The organism is Chryseobacterium endophyticum, assembly GCF_056333165.1.
Map to the genome: position 1 here is coordinate 255,227 of NZ_JBWGXE010000006.1, position 6,000 is coordinate 261,226.

Consider the following 6,000-nt stretch of genomic DNA (forward strand, 5'->3'; position numbering starts at 1 on the left):
CCCAATAAGATGAAAGAAAAAGCACAGCCGGCAGAAGGACATAAGATCCAAAAAGCAGTCAATTCCGACGGGAAGACGAATGAAGCGACCAAAAACATCAAAGAACCGCTTCAATCCAAACAGCAGGAGCCTGCCAACAAGCAGCAACAGGAGCAGCAGAAAAAATCTGCCAGATCAAGAGGCAGAAAAATGTAATCAAGATTCTATTCATTATAAAATCTTCAATCTCTCAAGTATAAATTAACCATCATAAACACCATCAAATCCAAACCTATGAAAGCCATCATTGCAGAAAAACCGAGTGTTGCCAGGGAAATTGCCCAAATACTAAATGCCAACAACAAAAGAGACGGCTACTTTGAAGGAAACAGCTACTGCGTGACCTGGGCATTAAGTCATTTAGTATCATTGGGAATAACCGCGGATAGGGTTGTTCTTGAAAGCACCCTGAGTTTTACGGATGTCCTGACCAATGTCCTGATGAAGAAAAAGCATACCGAGATCAAAAGCATACAGCTGTTCTGGAACCAAGTCGACGGCAGGGAGAAGACCCCATTGTACAAAAATTACAGTAAGGTAATCAAAGATCTGGGACTTCAATTAATGGAAACCTCCATTACCGACAGTAAGCGATTTCGTAAAGAAGGGGAGACCGTCACTAAAAATGTTTTTCGTTCGTCATTATTGCCGGCAGACCCTAAGTTGATGATAGTATGCCGACTTGATAAGTTTATGGATGAATTTTTAAAAATTGTCAAATTGTAGTGATATGGGTAATGAAAATATAACAACGAAGACGGCAGTATTGACGAACAATATCTAATGTCCATCATGGCTGGCAACACAAACAATCAACCGCAGAGTCAGGAACTTGATTCCCTAAAAGAAAAGCCAGCGCTGAGACCAAAAATAAAAAGCAAAAAAAGCGTTGGAATTACCTACTCTGAGCAGTTTCTTACCCATCACACGATGACCAGGCGCGGGGATAAAAGTATCTATATCCGTCCCGAATATCATGAGCGACTTTCGCGTATCATCCAGGTCATTGCGGATGATCAGATTCCTTTATATGCGTATCTTGATAATATCTTGGCTTATCATTTTGAAATGTTTGAAAAAGAAATCACGGATGATTTCAACAACAAGTACCGTCCAATCTTTTAATCTATCATCTTATGGAACAATTAATTATCATATGACTATTACTCATTATTATCCTACTGCTTTGGGATAAGAAGTTTATAAATCAGCTTCATCATAAAAAAAGTGCCGAAGCTGACCCACCTTTGCCCTCTATTGTAGGCAAAGCAAGGCCTGAAGAAAGAAAGTTACAGCCATCTGATGTCAATCAGGAACAGGGCGAATCTACCGTCCCAAAAGCAAATAATTTTGATTCAGAAACCAAGGAGGAGGTATTTGAAAATACGGCTTCAAAGAAAGAACTTGACGGGATACTGGTCAAAAATAATGATTGGCAAGACGAGGAAGAAGACTGGCAGTACCGGTATGATTCTAAAATAGAAAGCGGGTTTGCTACAGGGGTTACCTTTCAGGAATTGAGTACCGCGGGTCAGTTGCTTCAACAAGATATGCTGGAGCCTGATTTAGAACAACAAGCAGTTACTACTATTCAAAAAATTCAAGGAACCGAGCTTTTTGATCTTTTGGAAAATTCGATACATGATGCCTCAACGCGGATTGCTGCTTTGCTTATCCAAAGTACTTCGAATCAAGATGAGGACATTCCTCTTAAGCGTAAGAATAATGCAGAAGGTTTCGATATTGGGGAGTTTGTCTAGGCAGACTCCCTTATTTCTTAAAAGCTCCGTTGCAATAAGTAATTACCGATCGTATTTCTTTTTAAGCCATAAACTTACTTTCACCAACAGGATCAGGACCGGAACTTCCACAAGAGGTCCAATGACCCCAACAAACGCTTGTGAAGAATGGATTCCAAAAACGGCTATCGCAACGGCAATAGCTAATTCAAAATTGTTTCCTGTTGCCGTAAAAGCTACAGATGCATTTTTGTCATAGGGTACTTTCAATGCTTTACTAATGAAAAAGCTGATAAAGAAGGTGAGAACAAAGTAGATGATCAATGGGATGGCAACTTTTACAACGTCCATTGGTAGCTCTAAAATTTTATCGCCCTTCAAACTGAACATCAGTACGATGGTAAACAGCAAAGCATACAATGTTAAAGGTGAGATAGCCGGAATGAATTTTCTATTAAACCAGTCTTTTCCTTTAAATTTGATCAAGAAGTGACGGCTCAAAAATCCTGCAATAAATGGAACTCCTAAATAAATGAAAACACTTTCTGCAACATCTTTCATCGGCACAGCAATATTAAAATTACCCAAACCAAGCTTTTGGGGCAATACAGTAATGAAAAGCCAGACATAAAAACTATAGAACACCAATTGGAAAATACTGTTTAATGCGATCAGCAGTGCTGCGTATTCCCTGTTACCTTTTGCCAAATCGTTCCAGACAATAACCATGGCAATACATCTTGCAAGGCCAATCATAATCAGACCGATCATATAGTCTGGGTCATCCTGTAGGAAGATAATCGCCAAAATGAACATCAAAACAGGGCTGACAACCCAATTCAGCAGCAGTGATACCGACATTACTTTTTTGTCTTTAAAAGCCACTAGTAATAGACTGTAATCCACTTTTGCCAAAGGTGGATACATCATTAAAATCAAGCCTATTGCCAGTGGAATATTAGTTATTCCTACAGATAAAGCATTTGTGACAGTAGAAATATAAGGAAAGAAATATCCCAAGCCAACACCCAAAAGCATTGCTAAAAAAATCCATAGCGTAAGAAAGCGATCAAGAAATTTTAGTTTTGGTTGCATCAATTAATTTTTTATCATAGAAAAGACATAGAACATTTCATTGGCTATCTCTAAGCTTCTCTGTGCATAAACCTGTGATTGCTCTGGTGTGTAGTCTGAAAGTTTAGGATCTTCGTATGTAATGGGAATTCTTTTTTCTGCGCCTGCAATTAAGGGGCAGCCTCCGTCTGCCTGCGAACACGTCATAATTGCTGCAAATCCGGAGGTAGGATTGAAGGGATTGTCGTATTTCTTTGAAAATCCAATGACGGGTAAAGCATTCTCGCTATACTTTATAGCATATACAGGATTAGCATGGTCTGAAATTCTGAATACAGTTAGGCCCTGGTCGATGAGCGTCTCCGAAACTTTCGGAAATAATGCAGTTTCTTCTGTACCTCCAGAAAAACAATGCACTTGAGGAATATTAAAATATTTTGCTGCTACCTGTGCCCAGATCTGCGCTAAATGGCTTCTGCGTGAATTGTGGGTACAGATGAAATTAATATTTATCTCCTTCTTACCGTTTACTTTGTATTGAATAAAATTTATCAGAGGTTGCAGTATTGTTTTACGTTCTTTATCAATCGTTTTTGCATTTAATTTTTCAATAGTTTTTGCTAATGCTGGATACATCATGTTGATTTTAGTTAACTCCAATAATTTTACTCCGTCGTTCCATTAATACAGTGTCTTTCCAAACACCGTTCTTTCTACCAATTTTTTCCCGATATCCGACCATCCTGAAACCACATTTCTCGTGTAGCTTTAGGCTAATATGGTTTTCTGCAAATATCCCGGATTGTAATGTCCATATTTCATTTGACTCACTTTGTTTAATCAATTCATTCAACAACATTTCACCAATCCCTTTTCCTCTTGCATCTGCTGACACGTAGATACTGACCTCTGCTACGCCCGAATAGACAACTCTGCTGGAAACCGGAGATAATGCAGCCCAAGCAAGCATCTCATCATTCCTGTACATACTGATTCTGCAAGAAACAAGATGCCCTTTATCCCATTCTTCCCAAGTGGGCAAATCATTTTGAAAAGTGGCAATGTTGGTTGCTAATCCCTGACCATAGATTTCTACTAACTCTGGAAAATTTTCTTTGGTAATCGGCTTTATTTCCATAACAACTGAATTAGCAACATCCGCCACCTGGTGTGCAAGAATTGTTTTGATTTACATTAAGTTCGGATAAGTTTTTCTTTTCTTTTTCTGATAGAATTCCACAAGCGTCCTGTGCTAAACAAGCTGTAGTCTTATTTTTTAGAATAAATGTTTTCCCATTGAATTCTAGATCATATTTTCCAATCGTATCACTTTGATATTCAACTTCAATATCAAAATCCTCGATTCTTAATTTATCCTCTGAAAGTTTGATAATGTTGAGTAATTTGTTAGGCTTCAAACGATGTTCAAAATCGTCTGCATTCCAAAGCTGAAAATTCACAACCTTCTCTGAACGGATAACTCCGCCACAATCGATAAAGTTTTTATTAATTATTCCTACTTCCGTAACGTGAAAATGTTCCGGAACGAATGTTCCATTTTCAAGTTGAAATTCAACATTTTCTAAGGTGGGCAAAATTTCTTTTACTTTTGATAATTTCATATTTAAATCTTTATAGGTTAAATGCAATATTGCGATATATTAATATAAAAAAATACTTAACAGCATTTTGATTTGGTAACCGTTTGTATTATTGCGGAAAAATAAGTATTTAGAATCTCTATTGTTTTTTCGTCTATACAATAGCAGATAGCGTTTCCAGAAATATTACCTTTTATAATCCCTGCATTTTTCAGTTCTTTTAAATGTTGGGAAACGGTTGGTTGAGCTAAAGGCAATTCGTTCACAATATCGCCACAGATGCACTCATTGACTTTCATCAAATACTCAATAATTGCTATTCTGGCAGGATGTCCCAATGCCTTTGCAATCTTTGCAATTTGATTTTGTTGATCCGTAAAATGTTCTGTCTTAGTGGCTCCCATAACAATAATATTATACATTGCAATATTACGATAATAAAGTTAGCTGCCAAAATATTTTATGCTATTGAACTGCCAAAAGATTCTCCAAACCGCCATTCGATCAAAAAATTTCAAAGGCTCTGACACCTTTGCCTCATCCACCCACAAGGTGTGGAGGCAAGTAACATTTAATATGTTTCAGTTATGGAAAAACAAAGAAAACAAGTATTGCTATCAGGTTTGATCTTTTTAGCTGTAACGGGAGCCTTTGCCCAAGGCATCGATACCTCCGGAATCAACGAGGCGACGCAAATGGTGCCCTCCTGTTTTGTACAGGCTAATCCGCTGATCTATGCCATCGAGGCAATCGTCGGACTCATCGGAGGGGTCAAGGTCTATAATAAATTCAGCAGCGTTAAAATCTCTTATATTTCCGTTGAAGAAATTAATCTGGGCATCCAAAAAGTTATTTCCGACGCTATAGCCATACAGCCAAAACAAGTAGTGCCAAGTCTCTAAACTATTTGATTTTTCACGGGTGACAGATGATATAAAGAAAGACATTTTTGAAGCGGTAGAGTATAGCTTACAGCAGAAGCACATATACAAGGACGGGCAGTTCTTAAAAAGCAGTTACAAGAATTCTTAGAGTCATAAATGACCGGTCATTGACGTATTGGAAATGTATTTCCGAAAAGAGCAAGGGGGTAAAATCCTGCAGATTATGGTAAAGATTTGTAACGGCTGCACGGACCGTAAGTTTTGAAAAAAATGTTTTTGTCATCAATATTAAATACGGAGGCCGATAAATGTTGGTGATAATGTATTTTTAGTCCTGAGGGAGGCTGAACTATTGTCTAAGATTCAGGATACAACAATGCTCAGAAAATAGACTCTGTAAATTCTATTGTGATAGCTTTCCTTTGAGTACCGAATGTATGGAATTCAGGGAAAGTTGCTGAAGGTCGATATTCCAAAATGGATTACTTCTATTCACCACTATCTGTGTTTTTCCATATAGATCAAATTTTTCGACAAAGCAGTAATACATCAGTTTAACCGTACTGATGTATTTTTGCTTGCCCTTATGGTTTAAGATCGTAAATAGCGAGTGGTGATCGCCTTCGGTGGAAAGAAGCTGAGATAAGATTTTTTCCTGTAGAA

At 37.8% G+C, this 6,000-nt stretch carries 11 protein-coding genes; 5 read left to right on the forward strand and 6 right to left on the reverse strand.

Annotated elements, in window-relative coordinates; all coding sequences use genetic code 11:
- The first annotated feature begins 9 nt into the window (after positions 1–9).
- From AC0N32_RS15095 to AC0N32_RS15110, 4 genes are all read left to right on the forward strand, one after another.
- Entirely contained in the window at positions 10–195 is a 186-nt protein-coding gene (locus AC0N32_RS15095; RefSeq protein WP_476394683.1) for a hypothetical protein, read from the forward strand.
- Positions 196–273: 78 nt separating this feature from the next.
- Entirely contained in the window at positions 274–765 is a 492-nt protein-coding gene (locus tag AC0N32_RS15100) for a hypothetical protein (protein WP_476394696.1), read from the forward strand.
- A gap of 66 nt (positions 766–831) precedes the next feature.
- The gene (locus AC0N32_RS15105; RefSeq protein ID WP_476394684.1) at positions 832–1,164 is read left to right on the forward strand and encodes a DUF3408 domain-containing protein; all 333 of its coding nucleotides are present in this window, start codon (positions 832–834) and stop codon (positions 1,162–1,164) included.
- 122 nt (positions 1,165–1,286) lie between these two features.
- Complete coding sequence (locus AC0N32_RS15110; RefSeq protein ID WP_476394685.1) at positions 1,287–1,799, forward strand: hypothetical protein; 513 nt, start codon at positions 1,287–1,289, stop codon at positions 1,797–1,799.
- Between the two features lie 42 nt (positions 1,800–1,841).
- Here the strand turns inward: AC0N32_RS15110 and arsB are convergent, their stop codons facing one another.
- From arsB to AC0N32_RS15135, 5 genes are read right to left on the reverse strand one after another with little or no spacing between them, the layout of a single operon-like run.
- The gene (gene arsB, locus AC0N32_RS15115) at positions 1,842–2,873 is read right to left on the reverse strand and encodes an ACR3 family arsenite efflux transporter (protein ID WP_476394686.1); all 1,032 of its coding nucleotides are present in this window, start codon (positions 2,871–2,873) and stop codon (positions 1,842–1,844) included.
- Positions 2,874–2,876: 3 nt separating this feature from the next.
- Positions 2,877–3,488: an arsenate-mycothiol transferase ArsC gene (locus AC0N32_RS15120; RefSeq protein WP_476394695.1), complete on the reverse strand. Its 612-nt coding sequence runs from the start codon at positions 3,486–3,488 to the stop codon at positions 2,877–2,879.
- A 10-nt stretch (positions 3,489–3,498) separates the two neighbouring features.
- Entirely contained in the window at positions 3,499–3,990 is a 492-nt protein-coding gene (locus AC0N32_RS15125; protein WP_476394687.1) for an N-acetyltransferase family protein, read from the reverse strand.
- A 10-nt stretch (positions 3,991–4,000) separates the two neighbouring features.
- Positions 4,001–4,474: a DUF6428 family protein gene (locus tag AC0N32_RS15130; protein ID WP_476394688.1), complete on the reverse strand. Its 474-nt coding sequence runs from the start codon at positions 4,472–4,474 to the stop codon at positions 4,001–4,003.
- Positions 4,475–4,530: 56 nt separating this feature from the next.
- The gene (locus tag AC0N32_RS15135) at positions 4,531–4,857 is read right to left on the reverse strand and encodes an ArsR/SmtB family transcription factor (protein ID WP_476394689.1); all 327 of its coding nucleotides are present in this window, start codon (positions 4,855–4,857) and stop codon (positions 4,531–4,533) included.
- Positions 4,858–5,040: 183 nt separating this feature from the next.
- Between AC0N32_RS15135 and AC0N32_RS15140 the strand changes: the two genes are divergently transcribed.
- The gene (locus AC0N32_RS15140) at positions 5,041–5,355 is read left to right on the forward strand and encodes a DUF4134 family protein (RefSeq protein WP_476394690.1); all 315 of its coding nucleotides are present in this window, start codon (positions 5,041–5,043) and stop codon (positions 5,353–5,355) included.
- Between the two features lie 385 nt (positions 5,356–5,740).
- Here AC0N32_RS15140 and AC0N32_RS15145 read toward each other — a convergent pair.
- A partial coding sequence (locus tag AC0N32_RS15145) for a hypothetical protein (protein ID WP_476394691.1) occupies positions 5,741–6,000 on the reverse strand: 260 nt, incomplete at its 5' end.

Coding starts and splice junctions, on each gene's coding strand:
- AC0N32_RS15095 (WP_476394683.1), top strand. CDS start 10: ATGAAAGAAAAAGCACAGCCGGCAGAAGGACATAAGATCCAAAAAGCA.
- AC0N32_RS15100 (WP_476394696.1), top strand. CDS start 274: ATGAAAGCCATCATTGCAGAAAAACCGAGTGTTGCCAGGGAAATTGCC.
- AC0N32_RS15105 (WP_476394684.1), top strand. CDS start 832: ATGGCTGGCAACACAAACAATCAACCGCAGAGTCAGGAACTTGATTCC.
- arsB (WP_476394686.1), bottom strand. CDS start 2,873: ATGCAACCAAAACTAAAATTTCTTGATCGCTTTCTTACGCTATGGATT.
- AC0N32_RS15120 (WP_476394695.1), bottom strand. CDS start 3,488: ATGTATCCAGCATTAGCAAAAACTATTGAAAAATTAAATGCAAAAACG.
- AC0N32_RS15125 (WP_476394687.1), bottom strand. CDS start 3,990: ATGGAAATAAAGCCGATTACCAAAGAAAATTTTCCAGAGTTAGTAGAA.
- AC0N32_RS15130 (WP_476394688.1), bottom strand. CDS start 4,474: ATGAAATTATCAAAAGTAAAAGAAATTTTGCCCACCTTAGAAAATGTT.
- AC0N32_RS15135 (WP_476394689.1), bottom strand. CDS start 4,857: ATGGGAGCCACTAAGACAGAACATTTTACGGATCAACAAAATCAAATT.
- AC0N32_RS15140 (WP_476394690.1), top strand. CDS start 5,041: ATGGAAAAACAAAGAAAACAAGTATTGCTATCAGGTTTGATCTTTTTA.